Here is a 24,259-nt window from a genome sequence, read left to right as displayed (position 1 = left end):
CCTGTGGGTTTCACTGCAGTTCCTTCCGGGGTAACGAGTTGCTCGACATGGGGCACGTTCTCGAGATTGTTTCGGCGGTCCGTACTGCTTGACAGGTGAGACCAGCCTACCTTAATGTTGGCAGTCGAGTGACACTTGTGCAGTCGACCGCCACTTTTCAAACCAACCGGCGTCACCTCCGCCTAGACAGGAGTTGCGGGATGCAAATCGTGAGCACACCGCATCGGCCAGATGAGGGCGCGATGTCGACAGCGGCCTCGACCGTTGGCGACGAGTGGGCGATCCCCCTCGGGGCGGCCGATGTCCTGGCACGACACAAGCGTTGCGTGATTGAAGCTGACGGATTTGAGTTCTTGGTGATCTTCCACCGCAAGCGGTTCACGGTCGTGGAGAACCGGTGCCCGCATATTGGCGCGAAGCTTGCCGACGCCCGGATTTCGCGGCGCGGTCTCACCTGCTCCCTTCACGCCCATCGGTACTCGCTCGTTGACGGTACGTTTCTGTCCGCGCCGAGCTACGTCGCCGATCGCAACCGACGTTTGACGCTTTTCTCAACGCGAGTGGTGGAGGGCTGCCTATATGCAGTGCTCGACCGCGCACCGCTGGGAGCGCGCGAGCAGCAATGACCCGGGAGCCCCGCAACCAAACCTGTCACTCCCATGACGCATCGGACACCGAGGTCGCGATTTCGCCGCGACCGGTCCTGCGGCCAGTCCGCAATGCGGCTCCCGGACCCGGCTCGGCCGTGGTGGTTAAAACACGGTGCGAGGCCGAAGAGGTGCTACGTCAGCCGGAGATCTACTCATCCGCCGGCCGGCTGTTGCCGGGAGGCCTACGTCCCGTGCCTCCCATCGAACTCGACCCCCCAGCTCACGCGGCCTGGCGTGCAGTGTTGGATCCTCTGTTCGCGCCCAGTCGGGCAGGTCAGCTGGCGAGCACTATCAGCAGATTGGCCCGCGAACTTATCGACGAGTTCGCCAACGAGCAGGAGATCGACTTCGCTGCCCGATTCTCCATCCCACTTCCCGCGCAGACGCTGATGACGCTGTTTGGCTTGCCGCTCGAGGACTTGCCATGGTTTCTCGATCTCAAGGATGGAGTGATCCGTCCCAACCGGGTCCTCGGTAAGCCGTCGGATGACCCCGAGGTCATCGCCTATCAGGCGACGATGACCGCAGAAGCCTACGGGTACTTCGGGGAAGCGCTCGATAGTCGTGAAGCCGACAGCAGGGGCGACTTACTCAGTGCGTTTCTCGATCTCGAGATCGACGGTGCGCCGGTGGACAGGGACTCGCTGCTCGACTTGTGCTTTGGCCTTCTTGTCGAAGGTATTGAACCGATGTCGGCGGCGCTGGACTGTGCCTTTCTGTGCTTGGCCGAGAATCCGGAGTACCGCAAAGAGGTTGTGGCCACTCCTCGCAGGGCGATCGAGGAGCTGTTGCGCTGGGCGACTCCGGTCACGTTCGTCACCCGGACAGCAGCCGCCGACACGGTGTTGGGCGGGTGTCCTGTCAGCGCTGGACAGCGGGTTCGCGTGCTACTCAGCGAAGCGAACGTGGATCCTGTCGCAGGTTTAGACGCCAGCGTCTTGCGGTGGAACCGGACGGTCAATACGCACCTCGCGTTCGGTACGGGTATCCACCGGTGCCTCGGGTCTCACCTGGCACGGATCCAACTCGCAATTGCTCTGCGCGAGTGGCATTCCCGTATTCCCCATTATTCGGTCGCTCGGCCCGACGAACTCGCTTTCACTCCCGGCGTCCGAACGGTTGACCGTTTCCCTATGTGGTTAGGAAAGCAATTATGAGAGTCATCGTCGACGTCGCCCGATGCCAAGGTCACGGCCGTTGCTATGACCTCGCCCCCGATGTGTTCGAGCCCGACGTGCGGGGACACGTCGACGTGGCAGTGCACGGTGACTTGCCGCCGGTGCTACAACCCGACGCCCGAATCGGCGTGCGCAACTGCCCCGAAGCAGCACTGCGGTTGAGTGTCGAGACTGCCACCACACAATGAAGGGGCACAACCAACGTCGGAGGTCACGGAGCTGATGTTCGTGTGCCTTTGCCTTGGCGTCACCAGCCAAGAGGTGACCACCGCCGTTGAAAACGGTGCGTGGACGTCGAAACAGGTCGCGACCGCGTGCGGGGCCGGTTCGGACTGCGGGCGCTGTCGTCGGACCGTACAGGCTGTCATAGCCTCGATGCGAGATGCGCACGGGGGCCAAGCCGCTTGCGGGCCACCCGGAATGGCCCGCTAGCGACGACGCCCAATCTGCTCGGTCAGCAACTTGAATTCCCGGGTGATGGACGTCGCGAGATCCGCGTCGCCTGTCGCGTTGAGCCAAACATCAAGGGCCCTGCGATATGTGAGCAGCGCTACCGAGGCCAGCAGGATGCAGCCTTCGTCGGGGCTTGATTGACCTCGACGAGTGGCAATCGCGTGGGCGAGGACGTCCGTGCTTTCACGCTGGTGGTCGTGCTCGCTGCCGCGCAATGTCGGGGACGATTCGACCGCGCGCTGGTAGAGGCTCAATGAGCGTCGGGATTTCTCAAGATGTGGCGCGAGCGCCTCCAGCGTGACACGCATCGCGTCGAGATCGTTGAGCGAAGTTGGCTGATCGGGATAAGCGTCGATGACAGTTTGTACCCAGTCGCGTTCGCCGTGATACAGAACGTCTTCCTTGTTCGGAAAGTAGCGAAAGAAGGTGCGTGTGGAAACTCCCGCCTTCTCGGCTATCTCCTCGATGGTTGTCGCGTCGTAGCCCTGTCTGGCGAACAGTCTGAGCGACGCGTCGCGCAATGCGCGCCGCGTCTGGTTCTTGTGCCTGTCTCGCAGCGACGGTGCTTGAGGAAGCGACTTTGTCGGTACCACCGGCTCTTTCCCCTGTGCTGGACCAATTAGATATCAGGTCGCTCAGCGTAACGCACCGTTACGGGCTGGGCGTGTGTACTCGCACGCGCAGTGTCGGCACCGGCGACGGAACGCGCGTGCGACGCGCCTCGTTCTCCCTCCACGCGGGGCAGGGTTGAGGCCGCGCGCATCCTCGCTGCGCAGTACCTGCACCGCTGGAGCCAAATGCTTGACAGCTTCGACGCGGACACCGTAAATTGGCAGCCTACTGACACTTAGGCATTTCGATGACAGTCAAGATCGGCTCTATGGCCGGCTTGGCGGCAATCGTCAGACGGTGTGGGTATTGATATGGACCGCAGACCTTGGGAGAGCAGAGTGGCTCAGCAGACGGCGCACCGGGTGCCGCCCCTTCGGCCGGGTGCTGCCGTTGTTTCCGTGGCGGTGGCCCGACTGGTGGTGAAGTCGTCAATCCGTGAGGGCGGGGTCAATCAGGAGCATGTTCGGCGGTTGATGCGTCTCGGCGGCCGGTGGTCGCCGATCTTGGTGCACGAGGGCACCGGGGTGGTCATTGATGGGGTGCACCGCGTAGCCGCTGCGCGGCTGTTGGGTTTGGTGCGCATGGAGGCCACGCTGTTCTCGGGCGGTCCCGACGAAGCTCTGATCGAGTCTGTCCGGCGCAATGTTCATCACGGCCTGCCGCTGACGTTGCGCGAGCGGAAGTGGGCGGCAGGTCGGGTACTTTGCGTCCACCCACATTGGTCCGACCGTCGGATCGCGGGAATCTGCGCGTTGTCGCCCAAAACCGTGGGGCGATTGCGAGTGCCGTCGGATGACCCGTCTGAGGAACTTCCACAGTTGGACACATCGGTGCGGATGGGCTGCGATAACCGCCTGCGCCCCGTGAACGGCATACCGATCCGTGAGCGTGTGGCCGAGGCGCTTCGTGCCCAACCGGACGCCTCCTTGCGGTCGGTCGCTGCGTCGGTAGGCGTATCACCTGAGACCGTACGGAGCGTACGGCGGAACTTAAATCTTCCACGGGCGGTGGAGGCCTCGGTCTCGGATGCTGTGGCTGAACCTTGCGCTGTCGAGGATTCCGCCATGCCAGGGGTATGCCTGCCCACCGCGTCGTCCGGCCGGGGCCTTGTCGTCGTGTCCAATGAGGATCACGTGTCGGTCGATTTTATCGAATGGTTCAACCACACCGACGTCATCAGCACCGAGTGCTCGCGCTGGGCACAGACTGTGCCGCCTCCTCGTGTCGACGAGATCGCCGCCGAGGCTCGACGTCGCGCTCAGGCTTGGCTGGACTTCGCTCATGAACTGGATGCGCGTGCCGCGACAGCGGCGCAGTAACAACGGTGCCGATCGACCTCGGTACCGAACGCCGTAACCATGCCCAATCGGGTACGGGCAGAACACTTCCCGGCGGGCCGAAATTATTTGCAGTGCAGTGACGACGGATGGTGAGGCGCATGAGTTATCACACGATCGGGGTTGAGGTCTCCGACCAGGGCGTCATGACGGTGACCCTGGATCGACCCGAGGTGCTCAACGCCTTCAACGATGAGATGCGCTCGGAATTCACGCAACTTTGGTCCCGCGTGCGAGCCGATGACAATGTGCGGGCGGTGGTGCTTGCCGCAGCCGGCGACCGGGCTTTTAGCACCGGCGTCGATGTGACCGAGAAGCTCGACGGGGACAGCCCATTCCTCGACAAACAGCATCCCTGGGCTGAAAACGAAGATCCGGGGCGGCAATTGAGCCCGCGTCGCAATGAGGTCTGGAAGCCGGTCATCGCGGCTGTTCATGGGATGTGCGCTGGCGGTGCGTTCTATTGGGTCGCAGACTGCGACATCGTGATCTGCTCACCGGACGCCACGTTCTTCGATCCGCACGTGACCTACGGACTGGTCGCCGCGCTCGAACCGATCGCACTGCGCTACCGCATGCCGTTCTCTGATGTAATGCGGATGGCTCTGCTTGGACTGCATGAACGAATGACCGCCGAGCGGGCGCTGACGATCGGATTGGTCACCGAGATCGTGGAACGATCCTCACTGTTGGCTCGGGCGCAGGAACTTGCCGCCGCGGTAGCCGGCCAACCGCCGGCCGCCGTTCAAGGCACGGTCAAGGCTCTCTGGCAGTCACTGGATGTCAGTCGCGCCCAATCACTTGCGACCGCCCTGATGTACACGCAGGTGGGCAACCCCTTGGGTGCTGCAGAGGTCGATCGCGCCAGCGCGAAGCGAGCACACCAATGGCGGCGGTAAATCTGGACATGCAGTCTCTCGCGGGAAGCGTGGACGACTACCGTCTTGCGCTGCGCGCCTGGCTGGCTGAGCATTCCGACGAGCTCACCGCACCCCACGCCGCCGACCGCCGTGAACACATTGCCAACGGCTTGGCGCTAACCAGCACGCTCTGGCAAGCCGGCTGGAAGCGAGTCGGGTGGCCAGCGGTTCTCGGCGGTCTGGGTGGCGGACCCCGACACCGCGCGACCTACTATGACGAACTCTGCCGAGCAGGCGTCGAGATCCCCGATACCGACCTATCGATCGAAGTCATCGGCCCGGCCATGCTCGACCACGCACCCGACATGGCTGCCGCCTATCTCCCGCGTCTTTTGGCGGGCGAAGAGGTTTGGGCTCAAGCGTTTTCGGAGCCCGAAGCCGGAAGTGATCTGGCATCGTTACGCACCCGCGGTGTCATCCGTGGCGACGAGGTCGTGGTCGACGGGCAGAAAGTGTGGACGAGCCATGGCCAGTTCGCGGCCCGCCTACTGACTCTCGTCAGGACGGGTACCGCCGACAGCCGGCACCGGGGCATTACCGCGCTCTTGATCGATACCGACACTCCCGGAATTACGCGGCGGCCCTTGATATTCGCCAGCGGACTCGACGAGATGTGCGAGACCTTCTTTGACAATGTGTGCGTACCGGTCGATCGAATGATCGGCCCGCCCGATCACGGGTGGAGCGTCGCGATGCTCATGCTGCAATACGAACGCGGAATGTATGCCGCGCAACGTCAGGCCTGGCTCGGATTACGGTTTCGCCAGCTCCTGTCATACCTCGGCAAGGTCGGCATCAACGAGGTCGTCGAAGCGGCCATCGGTAGCGCGTGGTTGCAGTTGCAGACTGTGCGGGCTCGCGCGATTGAAACTGTCGGACGCCTCGACGCCGGTGATGCGGTGGGCCCCGAAGCGTCGCCGGACAAGGTTTTGTTGGCCCGCGCTGAGCAATCCATCTTCGAGCTCGCGCGGCTGGCGGAGCGCTCCGGGTTCGCCTTCGACGACACCGCAGAGGACTGGCGGGCGGGCTGGTGGTACAGCCGCGCAACAAGCATCTTCGGCGGTGCGGGCGAGATTCAGCGGTCCATCGTCGCCGACAAAGTCCTGCAGTTGCCCAAAGACAGTGATGGATCGCGATGATGGACGACGATGTTGAAGCCCTGGTCCGTGAATCGCTGCGGCAAGCGCTCGCGGGATCTGCCGCAGACATCAGCACCGCACTTGCCGAGTTCGATTGGCAGGATCTGGCCAACACCGACGAGGCCTTTGCATTCACTGCGCTGTTCGAAGAGCAAGGATACCTTGCTGCGGACACCAATGCTCTGGACGTCGCCATCGCCACCATGCTCGGACTCGACGGAGAAGCCAAGATTCTGTGGCCCGTGAAGAGCCAGCCTGGCGGGGGAGAGCTCGGTGGCAGCGGAGTCGTGACGGTCGACGGTATCGCACTGCGCGGGCGAGTGACCGCGACAGACGTCGTCCTGGCGCCGGTTGCCGGCCGGCTACAGATGCTGGTGGTGGCCTCAGTCGAGGAGTCGGCGCTGGGTGGCATGGCACGAGGGTCGGCGTGGATGCGTGAGCGGGTATGGGGCACTCCCACTTCGGATTTCGGCCCATGGTCCGACATCGAGCGGCGCGCCAGGTTGGCCATCGCCAGCGAGTTGGTCGGGTTGGCTCATCACATCGTCGACCTGGCCGCCGAACAGGTGAGTACCCGCCGTCAGTTTGGCCGCCCGATCGCGACCAACCAGTCGGTACGGTTCCGCCTCGCCGAGGCGCACGTCGAGATGGTTGGCGCGCGCGCACTCATTGCAGCGGCCTGGCAGGACGGATCCTCGGCGGCGGCCCAGTGGGCCAAGACAGTCGCCGGATCCGCGCACGATGCGGTGGCCAAGCATGCAATACAGGTATGTGGCGCAGTCGGACTCAGCGACGAGCACCCGCTGCCGGCATTGGTTCGCCGCGGAATCGCGCTGGATGCACTCTTGGGGTCGGCTTCGTCCCAACAGGTGGAAATCGGCCAGGAATTGCGCAGCAAGCCGTCCTCGATGGAGCTGGCCGCGTTGGCCGTGGGCCGGTTCTGATGCTGTTTGTTGACCTGCCAGTCGCATGCCGCCACGAGAAACCAAGCGGAACGTTCAGAGTTGAAAGGGTACCTAGATGACGAGCACGATCAAGGTTGCAGGCTCAGACACGGCGATGGTCGTTTACCAGGCGCGTCCTGATGGTGAGGCGCGAGGAGCAGTCCTGGTGATTCAGGAGGCATTCGGCGTCACCGACCACATCGAGGACGTGTGCCGACGATTCGCAGCCGAAGGGTACTTCGCGGTGGCACCGCATCTGTTCCATCGCAGTGGTGACCCGGTGATCGCCTATGACGAGATGGAGAAGGTATATCCGCACGTAATGGCCCTCAACGCCGAGGACCTCGCGGCCGATCTCGATGCGGCACTGGGTTATGTGGCCGAGGCCGGATTTGGACCGCAACGTACCGCAGTGGTGGGGTTCTGCATGGGTGGAAGCGTCGCGTTCTGGGCGGGGGAGCGGCAGGCTCTTGGCGCGGTGGTGAGTTTCTACGGAGGTGGGATCGCCGGCGGCCGCTTCGGAATCCCGCCGCTGGTCGAGTTGGCCGCAAAGCTCAAATCCCCGTACCTGGGATTCTTCGGAGACCGCGACCAGACCATATCGGTCGATGAGGTCGAGTCCCTGCGCAACGCGCTGCAGGACGCCCACGTGCCGACCGACCTGGTGCGCTATCCCGACGCCGAGCACGGGTTTCATTGCGATGCACGCTCGTCCTACCACGAGGCGTCGGCCAAGCAGGCGTGGCAGCAGACCCTGCAGTGGCTGAACACCCACTTGGCTGCGAGCTGAGACTGTCGCGGAGCGAGCCGTTTCCTGGCTGACAGCGTGCTGCCCAAATGGCAGAAAAACTGGCAGTCGGGTGACACAAAGTGTTATCGTCGGACAGAGGTTGTTCGACTTGGACAAGGTCTAACCGCAATATTCGGCCGGACTCGCTCTCTCGGGGCGGAAGCCGGAGAGCTGACGGATTCTAATGAGGAGGATAGGCGTGGAATATCGCGCGATTTCGGCGGACGGGCACGTGAACGAGCCGCCGACGCTGTGGCAGGACAACTTGCCGGAGAAGTTCAAGGAGCGGGGACCGCGGATCATTGAGACCCCGAACACCAAGGGTCACGCGTGGATCATGGAGGGCCAGAAGCGTCCGTCGCCGATGGGCTTCTCGTCCATGTACTCGCGATCGACCACGAAGCGATTCGATCGTGCCTCGATGGTGGATAGTTTCAAGCAGATCAAGGATCGGGGCGTGCGTTATGAGGACGTCTTCCCGGGTTCGTATGACCCTGCTGCACGGGTCAAGGAGATCATCGAGGACGAGACCGACGCCGAAGTGATCTTCAACGGCGTCCAGACGGTGTGGAACGGCATCAAGCTGTGCCCGGACCCCGAGCTCAGCTTCGCCTGCATCAAGGTCTACAACGACTGGATCGCCTCATTCCAGAATTACGCGCCCGAGCGTTTCGTGTGCAACGGGACCATGCCGACGACGGGCATCGAGGACTCCATCTCGGAGCTGCAACGCTGCGCCGAACTCGGCTTGCGCACCGTTCAGCTCGAGTCCTACCCGAGCGGCTCGTTCACTGACCCCGCCGCGATCGATGATCGGTTCTGGGCGGCGGCCGTCGACATCGACATGCCGATTAACGTGCACACCCAATTCTTCTTTCCGGCTGGAGATCTCGGCAGGCTCACCGACGGTGCCGGGTTGGAGCAGCACACAAAGAACGCCAAGAAGATGGGTGTTGATATCAACGCAGGCAGTTTCCCTGCGATCTTGACGAGGATGATCGCATCGGGCGTGTTCGAGCGATTCCCGCAGCTCAAATTCATCGGCACCGAGGTACACACCGGATGGGTCCCCTACTTCCTGGAAAGATTCGACGACTCGGTGCTGCGTAACCGCCGCGATTGGGGGTTACCGATGCTGCCCAGCGAGTACTTCCGTCGCAACGTGTCGGTGGTTTACATCGTCGACGAGGTCGGCGCGGCCTGCCGCTACGACATCGGGATCGGAAACATCATGTGGGGCCCCGATTTCCCGCACTCATCGAGCAACTGGCCGTTCGATTACCAACTGGGCCGCGAGATCCTGGAGCGCGAGGGCGCTACCCCCAGCGAAATCGAGCGGATCATGTGGAAGAACGCTGCTGACATGTACAAGATCCCCTACGACCTGCCCTCCACCATCAGCGTGGCCGCGTAGGCGATAGACGACGGACGGGACGGGCATCGATGCTCGGAGCTACCGCAGGGTTGCGGGTTCTGGATCTCACCGAAGGGCTGGCGGGTCCGCTGGCGACGATGGTTCTTGCGGACTTCGGCGCCGAGGTGATCCGGGTCGACAACATCTCAGAGCGCGACTGCGCCGAGGAGGAGCCTGCGTACTTGTTGCTCAACCGGGGCAAGAAGAGCGTAGGTATCGACCTGGGATCGCCGGAAGGCGGAGATCAGATCAGGAAGCTCGTCCCGGCCGTCGACGTCGTGGTGGTCGCGCTGCCGCCAGAAAAGTTGCGGCACAGTGCAATCGACTACGATGCGTTCGCTTCACTCAATCCGGCGTTGGTTTACTGCGACATCACCGCTTTCGGCCGGACAGGGCCGCTGGCTGGCCTGGACGCCGATGACGGGCTGGTCATGGCCAAGGCTGGGATTTTCCGCGATCAGGCCGGCTGGCATGCCGAGGGCCACCGGCCGGTCTTTCGGGCCAGCAGGGACGGGTCCTACTTCGCGGCCATGCTCGCGGTGCAGGGGATCCTTGCGGCGTTGCGAGCACGCGAGTTGACCGGCGAAGGTCAGTTGGTGACGACGACGATGCTGCAGGCTCTCAGTTGCCGGCAGAATCCGGGCGTTCGCTGGCTGCTCCGCGATGGCGAAGAGCTGCCAGCTGAGGCGGCAGTGGAGGCCAGCCCCAAGCAGGACGAGGCGCATACCCTTCCGCACCATCGTGATCCACGCGAAGCCAATCTGATCGGAATGCGCGTCGAGTGCCAAGACGGACGCTGGATCGTGCACTCACACACCGAACCGCACTTCTTTCCGGCGTGGATCGAGGTCCTGGGCTTCGACTGGATATGGAACGACGAGCGCTTCAAGGGCGCGCCCTACCGCTTCCCCGACAACGAGGCCAGAAGCGAGCTGATTTCGCTCATCCAGCAGCGGATGAAGGAATGCACCGCCGCTCAGTGGTTGGACGCCTACGTGGCCAACGGCAACGTGTGCGGTGACGTTGTGCAGACGACGCAGGAAGCCCTGAGGCACCCGCAGCTGGCGGCTTACGGTGCGACCGTCGAAGTAACCGACCCGCGCGTCGGTCCGATCCTCGAAGTCGGCCCGCTGGCCAAGATCCCGACCGCGCCGGCGCACGTGCGCGGGCCGGCTCCGACGCCAGGAGAACATAGCGACGAGATCCCCAAGCTGCGAACCGAATCGCCGTTCCCCGCCAGGCCGTCGGCTCCTGCTGAATTGTCTGACGGGCCATTGGCAGGAATCACGATCATTGAAGCCGCCTACTATTACGCAACGCCGTTCGCGACCGCGCTGCTCACCGACCTTGGCGCCAGGGTTATCAAGATCGAACCGGTGCGCGGTGATCCCTATCGAGCGCTGGCCGGCGGCGCCGGGGTCTCGGATCCAGTACTGAACCTGGGCCACAACAACATGGTTCGCGCGATGCAGGGCAAAGAGAGTATCGCGTTGAACCTCAAGGATCCGCGGGGACGCGAGATAGTGCACCGGCTAGTGGCCAACGCCGATGTATTCGTGCATAGCTTCCGGCCGGGGGTGCCCGAGTCACTCGGAATCGACGAGGAGACCCTGCGCGCGATTAAACCGGACATCGTCTACCAGTACGGCGCCTCGTATGGCTCGACCGGCCCGTATTCTCGCCAGCCGGCCATCGACCCAGTCATCGCGGCATTTGCCGGAACCACCGACTACCAAGCGGGACAAGGTAATCCCCCGCTGACTGAGACGGGCGCGGATCCGGTCGCGGCCGCCGGGCACGCTGCGGCCATGATGCTCGGCATCCTGGCACGCCAGCGCACCGCACAAGGCCAGCATGTGGAATCGGCCATGATCGTGTCCAACATCTATCTAAACTGTGAAGACGCGCTTGCCTATGACGGCAAGCAGCCGCGGCGGTCACCTGACCACTTACAGCTGGGTACCGGCGCGACGTATCGCCTGTACGAAACCGCTCCGCTGCGCGATGCCGAGACCATCGAGCCGTATGACAACCCCGATTCGCGGTGGGTGTTCCTTGCTGCGCTGAGCGATGAACAATTCGCCGCGTTCTGTTCGGTCGCTGGCCGCGACGACCTCGCCAGCGATCCACGATTCGCTTCCCGTGCTGCGCGCGACGTTCATGATGCGGCGCTGGCGGAACTGCTCGAGGCCGTCTTCCGAACCCGGCCAGCACGAGAATGGGAATCCGCTTCAGTGGCAGCCGGTGTGGGATGCGTTGTGGCCGACGCGATGTCCCATTTCGCGTTCCTCTACCGCGATCCGCAATCGTTGGCGGTGGGCATGATGGCGGCATCGCAGCACCCGAGCTTCGGCGGTACATATGGCCGGCATGCCCCCGTGGTGGGGTTCTCTCGTACACCCGGCCACGGCGGGGCCTTCTGTGAGAAGGGCGAACACACTCGAGCGATCCTCGAGGAGCTCGGCTACGACGCTCGGACCATCACCCTGCTGAAAGAGGAGGCCGTCATCAGCTGGCCTTCAGACCAGACCGCCGCGGCAATGGCACTTTCCTGACGCGACAACCCAATATTGGCGCCCTGGGGCAACAGTCCCAGTTGGTGCCTCGACCCTGAATGGCTGGAGACCAATGACTGAGAATCCTTCGTACCAACTGATTTCGGCCGACTCGCGGGTCGTCGAGCCACCGGATCTCTTTTCGAGCCGGTTGCCCGTCGATCTGCGTAGCCGTGCGCCCAAACTCGAGTCGGTCGACGGTGGCAGCGCATGGGTGCTGGACGGACTGGACCCCGTGCCGCTGCCGCAGACGGCCGCGACCGGATCCGGCTATCGATCCTCCACTCGCACCAGCGGTAAGCCCATTTCCTTCGATGAGGTGCTTGCGGGCGCCTACGATCCTGCTGAGCGGCTCAAGGCTCAGGACAGCGACAGCGTCGATGCGGAGGTGCTCTATGCCTCGTCTGACTTGTGGGATGCGATCCGAACGTTGGATGATCGCGATCTGAAGGTCGCATGCGTGCGCGCCTACAACGACTGGATCGCCGAGTTCAGCAGTCACAATCCCGACCGGCTGATCGGGCTCGGGAAGATTCCAGCTACCACGTGCGATGACGCCCGCGACGAATTGCTGCGCTGCGTCAAGGAACTCAACCTGCGCGGCGTGATCCTCGACGCGTGGCCATCCGGTGGAACGTCTGCCGACTCGGACAACGACCCATTCTGGGATGCCGTCAACGAAACCGGTGTTCCGGTGAGCTTGCCGTACGCCGTCGGTGGCGGCCGGACAGCGCCACCGAGTGGCATCGCGCCGGGCCTGAAACCGCCGATGGCCGATGCCGCAGTTCCGCTGGTGGCCGCTGGTGTGTTCGACCGATTCCCAGGGGTTCAACTGGTCTTCGCCCATGCCGATGCCGGCTGGACATTCCACTGGCTGGAGTTCATGGACATCGCCTATGTGCGTCACAAGCACCTTGCCATCTACCAACTCGCCGATCCCGATGCGCTGCCCAGCGAGTACATCCGTAAACATTCGTGGTTCACCTTCCACCAGGATCGCCCGGCCGTGAAGTACCGCAGCAAGGTTGGCCTTCCAAACCTGTTGTGGGCCAGCTACTTCCCAGCTGAGGAATCCGACTGGCCCGATAACCGGCAGCAGGCGATGCGGGTGACCAACGAGGTCCCGGATGCGGAGCGACAGGCGCTGCTTGCGGATAACACCGCGCGGCTGTACCGACTTCCCGGATTTGAGGCCGGTTTCGCCGCCGCGGAACTGGCGACCTTCGAGCCGTTCGTCCACTACTGACCGGCGGCGCCGTCGGCGACGCCGACGAACGACGACGAAAGGAACTGGAGATCATGCTTGATGCGTCGCGCCGGCGAGGTGCCTGGTGACAGTGCTGGACGGCCGGTTGGACACCATCAGTGATGGCCGTTTAGTAACACGGGAACTGGCCGAGTGGGTTTCGGGGCTGAGCTTCGATGATTTGCCCGAAGCCGTCGTCATCGAGGCCGGACGAGCGTTCGCGGACTTCCTCGGTGAGTGCCTGTTCGTGGGCGCAACCAAGCCCTGGGGCCGTGCCATCGCCGATTTCGCTGCCGGCGATGGGGGTGGTCAGCCCGAAGCCACGGTCATTGCGCTGGGGGCCAAGACGCTCACGTCGCGGGCGGCCCTGGCTAACGGCACGATGGCCCTAGGGTTCGAATACGCCGATTTCGGTGCCGGCAGCCGCCCATATCCGTTCGCCGTCACCGGGCCGCTGGCGCTCGCTGAGTCACGCAGGCGGCCCGGCAAAGATCTCGTCTTGGCTATCGTGATCGGCTACGAAGTAATGGCCCGCATCACACGGGCCACGCTGCCCACCGACACGATGATTCCTTTTTATGTACCCGCTCTCTACGGAACGTTCGGCTCGGCGGCCGGCGGCGCGCGAGTGCTGGGTTTGTCCCCGGACCACACCAACGCCGCGTTGGGACTGGCCGCCGCGTTCACAGGTGGCACGTTCCAGGGGCACGAGGAGGGTTCGTGGCAGCGTTCGCTCAACGGCGGTATGGCGAGTGAACGTGGCGTCACGGCGGCGCTGTTGGCCCAAACCGGCTTCCGGGCAACAGAGTTGGGGTTGGAGGGCGTGCAGGGCTTCGCACGCATGTTCTGCGGTGGCCGCCTCGATACCGCGGCCTTACTGGATGGTCTAGGGGAGTCGTTCGTCATCGTCGACCGATGGGTGAAGGGCTATCCGATGAACGTGACGCTGCACGCTCCAGTGGAAGCGCTGCTGGCGATCATGCGCGAGCACAACCTGCACCACACTGACATCGAGGTCATCGATGCCGCGTGGCAAAAGGTGGAGCCATTCCTCGCCAAACATCGGGTCTCGACCGTCGTCAGCGCGCAAGCGAGTTTGCCCTTCGCGTTGGCAGTCGCCGCGGTGCGGGGCAAGGTCACCGTCGATGAATTCACCGACGAGACTGTCGCCGACCCCGAGGTTCAGCTGCTGATCCAGAAAACTTTGGTCCACCAGGACGTCGAGTTGTATCAGCGGGTAAAGAACTCGATGCCCGGGCGCGTGACGGTCCGAACCATCGACGGCCGCGAGCTGACCGCTGAAGTCCTTTATCCGAAGGGCAATCCGGGCAATCCGATGACCGAGGATGAGTTCAAGGCGAAGTACATGAATATGGCCGAGCGGGTGCTTGGCCAGAGACAGAGCGAAGAGCTCTACCGCCGAGCTCGGGCGCTTGCTTCGGTGGCCGATGTATCTGAGTTAGCGCCCCTATTCAGCCCCAAGTAGCGGTGTGCCGCAATGACATTACGTCCGCGGCGTGTCGATCCTGATGATTTGCGAGGTGTCGTGACATGGGTATGACGTCGATCGAGAAGATATTGGCGAGTCATTCCGGCCAGTCTTCAGTGAAGCCCGGCGATGTGGTGGTTGTCGATGTCGACACCGCCGTGTTCTTCGACTTCATGCGCCCAGACGTGGAGCGCATCGCCGACCCGGACAAGCTGGTGCTGTTGCACGACCACATGGTGCCGTCGCCGACTGTTCAATCGGCCAACATGGCCAAGCAGATGCGGGAGTTCGTGCAGAAGTTTGGCGTGAAAAATTATTTTCCCGTTGGCGCACATGGGATTTCGCACGTGCTCGTGGCTCAGGAGGGTCTCGCGCTACCGGGCAAGATCCTGACGAACGCCGACTCGCACACCTGCTCTTCGGGCGCTTTGAACTGCCTGGCGCGGGGCATGGGCGGCTCGGAAATGACCTATATTCTCTGTACGGGTAAGACCTGGTTCATGGTGGGTCCGACCACCCGGGTTAACCTGAACGGCAAGCTGCCCGAGCGGGTCTACGCGCGTGACATCATTCACTACATTCCCGGCCAGTACGGTGATTTCGCGGGCCGCAACCTGGAGTGGCACGGCGACGGGATGTCCGAGATCGGCATGGACGGCCGATTGACGATGGCGACGGTATCGGCCGAACTGTCGGCGGAATTTTCGCTGTTCCCCTACGACTCGGTGTTGGAGGACTACCTCAAGGGGCGAGCCAAGGCACCGTATGAACCTGCCTATCCCGATGACGACGCCACCTACGACCAGGTGATCGACATCGATCTGTCCGCGTTGGAGCCCCAGGTGGTGCGCCCTGGCAAGGTGGCTTGGAACTCCGGCGGGGTGGGAGAGGTTGCTGGCCAACGGGTCGATCAGGCATTCATCGGGTCCTGTGCGAACGGCCGGTTGAGTGACTTCGCGATCGCGGCGGAGATCGTCAAGGGCCGGCGGGTGGCTGACGGGACACGATTCATCGTGACGCCAGGCAGTCAAGCCATCCTCAAGGAAGCAATCCGCGAGGGTTATGTCGAAACTCTGATGGACGCCGGCGCCGTGGTGACGAGCTCGACGTGCGGAGCGTGCTTCGGCGGCCACATGGGCTTGCTTGGCGACGGCGAGGTGTGTATCACCGCATCCACCCGTAACTTCAAGGGCCGGATGGGAAGTCCGTCAGCAGAGGTATTCATGGCTTCGCCCGCGACGGTGGCAGCGTCCGCGGTGACCGGTGTCATCACTGATCCGCGGGAGTTGTAGTCATGGGCCAGCCAATCGTGAGGAAAGCGTGGTGGCAATGAGTTCGTTCACCGGTCGTGTGTGGAAGTTCGGCGACGATATCAACACTGATCTGATCATTCCCGGATTCGCGATATTGCTACCCGCCGACGAGCAGCCGCAGCATTGTTTCTCGGCGAACCGTCCGGGGTGGGTCGATGATGTTCAGCCCGGGGACGTGCTGCTGGCTGGCCGCAACTTCGGGGTCGGCTCCGGACGCGCCATCGGCGATGTGTTCGTCAGGCTGGGGATCAGCGGCGTAGTGGCCGAGTCGTTCAACGGATTGGGTTTGCGCAACTGCATCAATGTCGGTCTGCCATCCCTGCCGTGCCCGGGGATCCTCAACGCCTTCAACGAAGGCGACATCTGCGAGGTGGACTGGACATCCGGTGCAGTGCACAACCTGACTCAGGACAGTGCGATCCAAGGGAAGCCTCTTCCGCAAGTGCTCCAGGACATCGTCACCGCCGGTGGAGTGGAAGCCGTGCTACGCGCCGGCGGATACCTGAGTAGTCGATAGCAGCCTTGAGCACGCGAAAAGACCAGGAGCACAACATGGGAAGCGTCACACAACAGCTTGCCGAGTGGGTCGTGGCCGCTCGCTACGACGACCTCCCGCCGATTGCGAGCCGCAGGGTCGGTGAGCGGTTCATCGACTCTCTAGGTGTGCAGTTCGCGGGCATGTCGGTGCAGACCGGGCAGATCATCACCGCGTGGGCGCGGGCACAGGGCGGCACCCCCGCGAGCACTGTCGTCGGGGGCGGGTTCAAGACAACTGCGGCGACAGCGGCCCTGGTAAACGCAACCGCGGGCCACGCGCTGGAGTTCGACGACATCGCCACGTTCAGTGGCCACTATTCGAACCCGCTCACTGCGGCCACGATGGCGGTAGGGGAGAAGGTTCAATCCAGCGGGCGCGACGCCGTTCTGGCTTGGATGGTCGGCTGGGAGGTTATCCGCCAGACCGCGATGCCGTGCATGGATGGCCCTCGCAACACGCTGCTATGGCGGGGCTGGTTCAACCAGGGATTCCAACCCACCCTTGGCGTCGCCGCGCTGACCGCCAAACTCCTCGGACTAGATGTCACGCAGACCCGGATGGCGCTGGCCAACGCTGCGTCCTCGATGGCCGGTGTCCTCAAGAACCGAGGGAGTGACACGAAGTCGTTCACGGCGGGTAACGCCGCCATGCACGGTGTCATGGCAGCGGAATTGGCCGCACTCGGGTTTACCGGCAACGAGGACATCCTCGATGGCGATGATGGCGTGATCAGGATGATGGGTCTCGAGGTTGGCGACCCGCAGAAGGTCCTCGACGGGCTGGGGGACTGGGACATGGCAGTCCGCGGTTCCACGCTTCGCCTGCACGCGTCCTGCGGTGCCGGGCACTGGGCTCAAGACGCCCTACAGCGAATCGTGCGTCAACGGCCCATCAGCAGCGACGAGATCGAATCGATCATCGTCTACCTGCCGGCCTTCCTGATGGACATGCTGCCCTATCACGCCCCAAAGACCGGGCTGCAGGCCAAGTACAGCATCGAGTACGACCTCGCCGCGATTGCCCTCGATGGATGCGCCGGAATGTCGCAGTACACCGACGCCGCGGTTCAACGGCCGCAAGCTCAGGACTTGATGAAGCGGGTCACGTACGTGCCCGTCGATCCCGGGGATGGTCCGGTCAAGCTCGAAAGCCGGGTCGTGCTGCGCCTAATCAACGGTGACAAGTTCGACGAGACCGTCAACCAATCTCACGGAACGCCGGGCGATCCGCTGACGCGTGAGGAGGTACTGGGCAAATTCCATGAATGCGCCCAGACAAGGCTGTCCGCACCGCACCGCGACCGGGTGATCGAACTGTGCGAGAAACTTCACTCGCTGGACACCCTCGGCGAGCTCGGAGACGTGGTAGGAAACATACATGTACCGTCATTACAGTGACACTTAGACATCGCAATGCCACTTTTTGGTGGTGCTTCGGTGTGCCGCAAATTCGAATCGAGCGGAGGTAGCCCATGTCGTACGACATCGTCGTGAAGAACGCCCGGATTGTGGACGGAACGGGAAAGCAGGCATACGGCGGCGATGTCGCCGTCAAGGACGGCCGGATCGTGGCGATCGGGCAGGTCGACGGTGCTGCCGTGCGGACCATCGATGCCGGGGGGCAGGTGATTGCGCCGGGCTTTATCGATGCCCACACGCATTATGACGCACAGCTGATGTGGGATCCGAGTGCGAATCCGTCGAGCGCGCACGGGGTCACCACGGTGCTGATGGGCAACTGTGGATACACATTGGCGCCGGTGCGTGCCGCCGACCAGGACTATCTGATGGGGGTTTTCAGTGCCGCCGAAGAGGTGCCCAAGTCTGCCTTGCAGCTCTTCGCGCCGTTCGGCTGGGAGACCTTTCCCGACTATTTGAATACGTTGCGGCGCAGCAGCCTTGGTGTGAATGTGGTGAGCCAGATCGGCCACAGCGCCCTTCGTCGATTTGTCATGGGTCAGGCCGCCCTGGACCGCGCCGCCACCGAGGAGGAGATCGCTACGATGGTCCGGGTCGCCGAGGAGGCGATGGACGCCGGCGCGGCCGGGGTGAGCACGAGTCAGGCGCCACACCAGGTCGGTGAGCACGGCGAACACATCCCGTCATACTTCGCGACCGACGCCGAGGTCGAAGCTCTCGCCGCGGCAGTGCGTCGCAAGGGCAAGCGGCTCATGTCGGTCAACCCGCGCAGCAAGCGGGAGGGGCTATCCAAGGAAGACAAGGCCATGATGGTCCGCCTCGCCGAGGTCTCCGGCGCCATCGTGTCCTGGAACGACTTCGGAGTGCTCACCCCCGATTGGGAATCCAGTCTGGAGTTCATGGAGGCCGAGGTCGAGCGAGGCCACCCGATCTATGCGGTGGCGCGATGCCAACGTCCTGAGACGCGATTCACCTTGAAGAAGCTCTCCGCGATCTTCGCGGCGTCCGAGCCGTGGCTGGAGTTCTCACGACTGGATATTCCGGAAAAGCTTGCAGCGCTGGGTGATCCGGCTTGGCGGGATCGAATGGGTGCCTTCTGGGGCGGTGCAGCATTCATGAAACTTGCCTCGGTGGAGAAGGGCGCCACGCCGGCCACCGCTGCCCTGGATGGTCGTTTGCTCGACGATATCGCCGCTGAGCGCGGGATCAGCGCTCCTGAGGTCATGTTCGATATCGCCCTGCAGGACAAGTTGCAGACCTTTTTCCGGATCTCGGCCCCGGTGACTCAGGACGAATCAAAGCTGGAACGCATCCTGAAGAGCCCGGCCACCCTGGTCGGCATCTCCGACGCCGGCGCACACCTGCAGACCTTCGCGGGCGGCGATTACACCAGCTACTTCCTGCAGCACTGGGTGCGCGAGAAGGGCAGCTTCACGCTGGAGGACGGGGTGGCAGCGCTGACCTCGCGGGTCGCCGGGTTCCTCGGATTGTCCGACCGGGGCACCCTGGAGCCGGGCAAGGTGGCCGATCTGGTGATTTTCGATCCCGACGCCATCGAACCCCTGCCGCTGCAGACACTCGACGACATTCCGGGTGGGGGCACCCGCATGACCAAAGGGGCCCGCGGGATCTCCTGGGTCCTCGTCGGCGGTGAACCCATCATCGAGAACGGTGCTCCGACTGGCGCGACGCCGGGTCAGGTACTGGCGACATCGATGGCGAGTTAATCGCTAGTGCCTTCTGTCCTTCCCGTATTGACGGATTGGAACCGGTTCTATTGGACGTCGGGGTCCGAGGGCCGGCTCCGGTTCCATTGCTGCGTGGCCTGCGGAGCGCTGCAACACCCGCCGGCACCGGTTTGCCGCAACTGCAGGTCCGACCGGCTTGAGCTGGCGGAGGTCTGCGGGCGCGGCGTCGTGCAGAGCCACACCACCAATCATCAGCAGTGGTCGGCCGACTTCCCCGCGCCCTACACGGTGGCGGTGGTGGCGATCGACGAGGATCCCCGTGTCCGGGTGACGACGAACATCGTCGGCTGCGCCCCTGAGCGGGTGCACGTCGGAATGCGGGTGCGTGCCGTGTTTGACCAGATCGAAGATGTCTGGCTGCCTCGGTTCACACCGGTCGACGAGCCGCCCACCACGCTTGGCGACGAGCGGGCTGAATTGGCCCGGATCCGCTCGGTACGGCCAATGCCGCGTCTGGACAAGTTCGAGGACCGGGTTGCGGTCACCGGTATCGGCATGTCCCGCTTGGGCCGAAAGCTGATGGTCGACCCGGTTTCGCTGACGGTCGAGGCGATCACCACCGCCGTCGCCGACGCCGGACTGGCGATGAGTGACATCGACGGCCTGTCAACCTATCCCGCGGGCACCGCCGACGGTGGGTATTCCGAGGGCGGCGTGACGGCGGTCGAGACGGCGCTCGGGATCCGACCCTCCTGGCACAACGGCGGACCGGAAACTCCCGGCGCCACCGGGTCATTGATCGCCGCGTTTCTGGCGGTCGCGTCGGGGCTGTGCCGCCATGTGGTGTGCTTCCGCACAGTCTGGCAGTCGACATATGCCGAACTGATGCGGAATTCCGCGCCAAACGGTGTGCCCCGCCGGGTTTCCGGCATCGAGGAGTATCTGGCGCCCTATGGTGTGCAGGCGGCCAACACCGTCGCCATGGCGGCGTCGCAGCACTTCGCCCGGTACGGCACGACTCGCGAGACCCTAGGGTGGATCGCGCTGAACGCCAGAGCCAACGCTGCGCTCAACCCGACTGCGATCTACCGCACGCCGCTCACCATGGAGCAGTATCTGGATGCGCGTCCGATCAGCACGCCTCTGGGGCTGTTCGATTGTGATCCTCTCTGTGATGGCTCGGTGGCCGTGGTGGTCTCGGCGGCCGACGCGGCAGCCGACCTGCCCAACCCGCCGGTGCGCGTGGAGGCGGTTGGCATGCAGATCACCGAGCGCATGGAATGGGACCAGGGCGTGTTGAGCCACGAACCCCATGTGCTCGGTCCGGCCGCACATATGTGGAGCCGCACGACATTGCGTCCAGCTGACGTGGACGTCGCCGAGCTTTATGACGGGTTCACCTTCAATTGCCTGTCGTGGATTGAGGCCCTTGGGTTCTGCGGTATCGGTGAGGCCAAGGATTTCCTGGACGGCGGCAAGAGCATCGCGCTCGACGGCGAGATCCCCGTCAACACCCACGGTGGCCAGCTGTCCCACGGCCGCACCCACGGCATGGGCCTGGTGCATGAAGCGATCACCCAGTTGCGGGGCGCTGCGGGCCCTCGCCAGGTCGGTGGGGCCGCGACAGCGGTGGTGAGCAGCGGGGGCCTGACGCCGGGCGGAGTCATCTTGTTTCGAGTAGATCAATGAAAGCCCTGAGGAGCCTGCGATGAATGTTGACGAGCTGATCATCATCAGCATCGACGATCACGTGATCGAGCCGCCCGATATGTTCGACGCACATGTGCCTGCGCGTTATCGGGATCAGGCGCCGAAGCTGTTGCGTGATGAAAAGGGCTTTGACACTTGGGTTTTCGAGGGCGACAGTGTGGGCATGGTCGGCCTCAATGCAACGGTGTCCTGGCCGAAGGAGGAATGGGGGATGGACCCCAGTTCTCTGGCGGAGATGCGAACCGGTGCTTATCTGGTCGGCGAGCGGGTCCGCGACATGAACCGCAACGGGGTGCTGGCGTCAATGTGCTTCCCGAGTTTCGTCGGCTTCGCCGGGCGCAAGTTCATGGATGCAAAGGACAAGGATCTGGGCCTGGTGATGCTCAAGGCCTACAACGACTGGCACATCGACGAGTGGTGTGCCTCGCACCCTGGCCGATTCATTCCGCAGGCGATAGGCCCGTTGTGGAACATGGATGCACTGGTGGCCGAGGTGCACCGGGTCGCAGCCAAGGGCTGCCGCGCCATCAGCATGCCGGAGCTGCCGCACCTGCTCGGCCTGCCCACCTACCAGAACAATTTCTGGGATCCGTTCTTCACCGCCATCTGCGATGAGGACATGGTTATGTGCCTGCACATCGGCCAGGGCCTCGACGCGATCGACATGGGCCCCGACCTGTCGTTCGACAATTACATGGTGCTGTCGACGCAGGTGTCCGTGCTCTGCGTGCAGGATCTGCTGTGGGGTCCGGCGATGCGGAAATATCCGGGACTGAAGATCGCCTATTCCGAAGGTGGGATCGGGTGGATCCCATTCCTGCTCGACCGCGTGGACCGCCACTACCAGAACCAGCGTTGGACCGGCCAGGATTTCGGCGGGAAGCTCCCCAGTGAGGTGTTTCGTGAGCATGCTCTGGCCTGCTTCATCTCCGATCCCACATCGCTGAAACTTCACCAGGAAATCGGCGACGACATCATTGCCTTCGAAACCGATTACCCGCATTCCGATTCGTTGTGGCCCGACGCTCCCGAGGATCTGCTGCGGCAGTGCCAGGACGCGGGGTGTTCCGACGAGCTGATCAACAAGATCAGTTGGAGCAACGCAGCCCGGTTCTGCAGCTACGACCCATTCGCTGTCATTCCGAAGGAGGCGGCGACCGTCGGTGCGCTGCGGGGACTTTCGCCCGACGTCGAGACGAGTGTCGTGCCTCGTCGCGAATGGCGCGCGCGGTTCGACGCCAACCCGCCGTTCCACGTAGCGATGGCCTGACCGGGATGACATTCACGATCGATCTTGAGGGTCGCAGGGCGCTGGTGACAGGTGCTGGACGTGGAATCGGGCGCGCCATCGCCCATGCCCTGGCCAGTGCTGGGGCGGCAGTCTCCGTCAACGATGTCGACCCGTCGCAAGCGGAGACCGTCGCCGACGAAATTATCGCCGACGGCGGCAAGGCCACACCGTTGCCGTTCGACGTCACTGAGTACTCGGCTGTCGCCGCTGCGATCGAAAGCAGTGGCGGTACCGACATTTTGGTGAACAACGCGGGCAACGCGGGGGCCGAGAGGTTTGGCGCGCTTGTTGATTTCGCGGAGTCCGACCCAGGAGAGTGGGCACGCTATTTCGCGGTCAACCTCTTCGGGACGATGCACTGCACCCGCGCGGCGCTGCCCGCGATGATCGGCGGTCAGGGCGGACGCGTCGTCACGATCGTGTCCGATGCTGCTCGGTTCGGTGATGCGAAAGTCGCCCCGTATGCCGCAGCGAAGGCCGGTGCGGCCGGGTTCTGCCGATCGGTCGCGCGCGAGGTCGGCCGGCACGGGATAACGGTCAACTGCATCAGCCTCGGCACCATCGATTCACCGGTGGTCGCCGATGCGCCGTTCGACGGCCGGGGCTACGTCGTGCGCCGGCGCGGCAAGCCCGAAGAGGTTGCCGGGCTTGTGGCCTACCTCGCAAGCCCGCTCGCGGCATGGATCACTGGACAGACGTATGCGCTCAACGGCGGCTACACCTTCTCCCAGTAATGTCGCGCGGGTCGGATTCATCGGCCTGGGCGACATGGGCGGCGCACTCGCCGCCCGGATTATCGGTGCCGGCTTCCCGACCGTGCTGTGGGCGCGACGCGCCGAGGCGTTGAGGTCGTTCTCAGGTCCGACCGTCGAGACCGCCGGGACACCTGCCGAATTGGCGGCCAGGGTGGACCTGATAGGTATCTGCGTGTGGGATGACAAGGCCGTATGGGAGGTCGTTGGCGAGCACGACGGCGTACTCGCCGGGTGCCGTCCCGGCACGGTGATCGCGATCCATTCGACCATCGAGCCTGATATGTGCTTGGAGCTGGCCACGGCGGCTGCGGAACAAGGAGCGGTGATCCTCGATGCGCCGGTCAGCGGCGGACGCGACGTTGCGCTGACCGGAAAGCTCGTGGTCGCAGTGGGGGGCGACCGCGAGGTTCTTGAGCGCAGCCGGCCGGTTCTCGCGTCATTCGGTGACCCCGTGATTCACCTGGGGGCCCTCGGCGCGGGTCAACTCGCCAAGTTGGTGAACAACGCGCTGCTGGCCGCGAACCTCGCGCTCGCCCACGATGCCCTGAGATTAGCGGCTTCACGGGGCCTGCAACCCGATGCGATGGCCCAAGTGTTGCGGCACGGATCCGGGCGTAGTTTTGCCCTCGACGTCGCGGTCGCCAGCCGTAGCTCGGCAGAGGTCCGCAACCGCGCAGTTCCCCCGCTCAGCAAGGACGTTCGTTGCCTCAACGCAGTTCTCCGCCGGTCCGGTGACGCAACGGCTTTGAGAGCCGCTGCCGAAGCCGGTCTGCAGCGGCTCTCCGACCCGGCGTGCTGGACATGGTGAGTGCCATCCAA

Annotated in this window: 22 protein-coding genes; 21 read left to right on the top strand and 1 reads right to left on the bottom strand. The window is 63.7% G+C overall.

Annotated elements, in window-relative coordinates; genetic code table 11:
* Window positions 1-200: 200 nt before the first annotated feature.
* The 4 genes from EV580_RS32205 to EV580_RS32190 all read left to right on the top strand — a co-directional run bounded on the left by EV580_RS32205 (window position 201) and on the right by EV580_RS32190 (window position 2,260).
* Window positions 201-626 (top strand): Rieske (2Fe-2S) protein, encoded by a 426-nt coding sequence (locus EV580_RS32205; RefSeq protein ID WP_108055254.1) that lies wholly within the window; start codon window positions 201-203, stop codon window positions 624-626.
* A 323-nt stretch (window positions 627-949) separates the two neighbouring features.
* Window positions 950-1,807, top strand: coding sequence for a cytochrome P450 (locus tag EV580_RS32200; protein WP_158279039.1), 858 nt, complete (start codon window positions 950-952; stop codon window positions 1,805-1,807).
* A complete protein-coding gene (locus EV580_RS32195; RefSeq protein WP_199238897.1) occupies window positions 1,804-2,016 on the top strand; it encodes a ferredoxin in 213 nt (70 codons plus the stop codon). Before EV580_RS32200 ends, EV580_RS32195 begins: the two co-directional genes overlap by 4 nt.
* A 34-nt stretch (window positions 2,017-2,050) precedes the next feature.
* On the top strand, window positions 2,051-2,260 hold the full coding sequence (locus EV580_RS32190) for a (2Fe-2S)-binding protein (RefSeq protein WP_108055256.1): 210 nt from the start codon (window positions 2,051-2,053) through the stop codon (window positions 2,258-2,260).
* Here EV580_RS32190 and EV580_RS32185 read toward each other — a convergent pair.
* Complete coding sequence (locus EV580_RS32185; RefSeq protein ID WP_108055257.1) at window positions 2,257-2,874, bottom strand: TetR/AcrR family transcriptional regulator; 618 nt, start codon at window positions 2,872-2,874, stop codon at window positions 2,257-2,259. The genes EV580_RS32190 and EV580_RS32185 overlap by 4 nt on opposite strands.
* Window positions 2,875-3,291: 417 nt before the next feature.
* On the opposite strand from EV580_RS32185, the gene EV580_RS32180 reads away from it, so the two are divergent.
* From EV580_RS32180 to EV580_RS32100, 17 genes are all read left to right on the top strand, one after another.
* The gene (locus EV580_RS32180) at window positions 3,292-4,212 is read left to right on the top strand and encodes a ParB/RepB/Spo0J family partition protein (protein WP_108055258.1); all 921 of its coding nucleotides are present in this window, start codon (window positions 3,292-3,294) and stop codon (window positions 4,210-4,212) included.
* Between the two features lie 107 nt (window positions 4,213-4,319).
* Window positions 4,320-5,129 (top strand): enoyl-CoA hydratase/isomerase family protein, encoded by an 810-nt coding sequence (locus EV580_RS32175; protein ID WP_353619872.1) that lies wholly within the window; start codon window positions 4,320-4,322, stop codon window positions 5,127-5,129.
* Window positions 5,117-6,289, top strand: coding sequence for an acyl-CoA dehydrogenase family protein (locus tag EV580_RS32170; RefSeq protein ID WP_255497305.1), 1,173 nt, complete (start codon window positions 5,117-5,119; stop codon window positions 6,287-6,289). The genes EV580_RS32175 and EV580_RS32170 overlap by 13 nt, the downstream gene beginning before the upstream one ends.
* Complete coding sequence (locus tag EV580_RS32165) at window positions 6,289-7,233, top strand: acyl-CoA dehydrogenase family protein (RefSeq protein WP_158279040.1); 945 nt, start codon at window positions 6,289-6,291, stop codon at window positions 7,231-7,233. Before EV580_RS32170 ends, EV580_RS32165 begins: the two co-directional genes overlap by 1 nt.
* Window positions 7,234-7,309: 76 nt before the next feature.
* Window positions 7,310-8,023, top strand: coding sequence for a dienelactone hydrolase family protein (locus tag EV580_RS32160; RefSeq protein ID WP_255497306.1), 714 nt, complete (start codon window positions 7,310-7,312; stop codon window positions 8,021-8,023).
* A gap of 199 nt (window positions 8,024-8,222) precedes the next feature.
* Window positions 8,223-9,437, top strand: coding sequence for an amidohydrolase family protein (locus EV580_RS32155; protein ID WP_158279041.1), 1,215 nt, complete (start codon window positions 8,223-8,225; stop codon window positions 9,435-9,437).
* Between the two features lie 29 nt (window positions 9,438-9,466).
* On the top strand, window positions 9,467-11,992 hold the full coding sequence (locus tag EV580_RS32150) for a CaiB/BaiF CoA-transferase family protein (protein ID WP_108055262.1): 2,526 nt from the start codon (window positions 9,467-9,469) through the stop codon (window positions 11,990-11,992).
* Window positions 11,993-12,065: 73 nt separating this feature from the next.
* Window positions 12,066-13,238, top strand: a complete 1,173-nt coding sequence (locus tag EV580_RS32145; protein ID WP_108055263.1) for an amidohydrolase family protein — start codon at window positions 12,066-12,068, stop codon at window positions 13,236-13,238.
* 106 nt (window positions 13,239-13,344) lie between these two features.
* Complete coding sequence (locus EV580_RS32140; RefSeq protein ID WP_165934671.1) at window positions 13,345-14,724, top strand: MmgE/PrpD family protein; 1,380 nt, start codon at window positions 13,345-13,347, stop codon at window positions 14,722-14,724.
* Between the two features lie 65 nt (window positions 14,725-14,789).
* Window positions 14,790-16,019 (top strand): 3-isopropylmalate dehydratase large subunit, encoded by a 1,230-nt coding sequence (locus EV580_RS32135; RefSeq protein ID WP_108055265.1) that lies wholly within the window; start codon window positions 14,790-14,792, stop codon window positions 16,017-16,019.
* Between the two features lie 37 nt (window positions 16,020-16,056).
* A complete protein-coding gene (locus EV580_RS32130; RefSeq protein ID WP_108055266.1) occupies window positions 16,057-16,557 on the top strand; it encodes a LeuD/DmdB family oxidoreductase small subunit in 501 nt (166 codons plus the stop codon).
* A 35-nt stretch (window positions 16,558-16,592) separates the two neighbouring features.
* Entirely contained in the window at window positions 16,593-17,975 is a 1,383-nt protein-coding gene (locus EV580_RS32125) for an MmgE/PrpD family protein (protein WP_132163758.1), read from the top strand.
* Window positions 17,976-18,049: 74 nt separating this feature from the next.
* On the top strand, window positions 18,050-19,723 hold the full coding sequence (locus tag EV580_RS32120; RefSeq protein WP_108055268.1) for an N-acyl-D-amino-acid deacylase family protein: 1,674 nt from the start codon (window positions 18,050-18,052) through the stop codon (window positions 19,721-19,723).
* A 6-nt stretch (window positions 19,724-19,729) separates the two neighbouring features.
* Window positions 19,730-21,373, top strand: coding sequence for a thiolase C-terminal domain-containing protein (locus EV580_RS32115; protein ID WP_108055269.1), 1,644 nt, complete (start codon window positions 19,730-19,732; stop codon window positions 21,371-21,373).
* Window positions 21,374-21,392: 19 nt separating this feature from the next.
* Window positions 21,393-22,664, top strand: coding sequence for an amidohydrolase family protein (locus EV580_RS32110; protein WP_108055270.1), 1,272 nt, complete (start codon window positions 21,393-21,395; stop codon window positions 22,662-22,664).
* Between the two features lie 5 nt (window positions 22,665-22,669).
* Window positions 22,670-23,419 carry an SDR family NAD(P)-dependent oxidoreductase gene (locus EV580_RS32105; RefSeq protein WP_108055271.1) on the top strand — a complete coding sequence of 250 codons (750 nt, stop codon included), beginning with the start codon at window positions 22,670-22,672 and terminating at the stop codon, window positions 23,417-23,419.
* Window positions 23,385-24,248: an NAD(P)-dependent oxidoreductase gene (locus EV580_RS32100; RefSeq protein WP_133696898.1), complete on the top strand. Its 864-nt coding sequence runs from the start codon at window positions 23,385-23,387 to the stop codon at window positions 24,246-24,248. The genes EV580_RS32105 and EV580_RS32100 overlap by 35 nt, the downstream gene beginning before the upstream one ends.
* Window positions 24,249-24,259 lie beyond the last annotated feature (11 nt).

The sequence above is a fragment of the Mycobacterium sp. BK086 genome, from assembly GCA_004362315.1.
Classification (GTDB): Bacteria; Actinomycetota; Actinomycetes; order Mycobacteriales; family Mycobacteriaceae; genus Mycobacterium.
Note: the sequence above shows the minus strand (reverse complement) of the source record. Positions and strands in the feature narration are given on the sequence as shown.